Here is a 211-nt window from a genome sequence, read left to right as displayed (position 1 = left end):
GGCGTCGCGGCGGAGGTCCGCGTCGACCCAGTCCAGGTCGGCGTGCCACCGGGGCCGGACGAACCCACCCGTCCGCGGCTCCACGTGCCCGTCTGCGAGGCGGACGCCGGTCATCCCGGAGCGGTCCCCCTCGAGGTCTGCCACGGCCCGCTCGTCGACGCGCACGCCCGCTGCGGCCAGACGCGCACGGCCGGCGTCGTCGAGCGGCGCG

At 79.1% G+C, this 211-nt stretch carries 1 pseudogene; it reads right to left on the bottom strand.

The window, feature by feature from the left end:
- Window positions 1-211, bottom strand: a pseudogene (locus BIV03_RS18860) (pyridine nucleotide-disulfide oxidoreductase); the annotation flags it as partial.

This window comes from Curtobacterium sp. MCBA15_016, from assembly GCF_001865105.1.
In the GTDB taxonomy this organism is placed as follows: domain Bacteria; phylum Actinomycetota; class Actinomycetes; order Actinomycetales; family Microbacteriaceae; genus Curtobacterium.
Note: the sequence above shows the minus strand (reverse complement) of the source record. Positions and strands in the feature narration are given on the sequence as shown.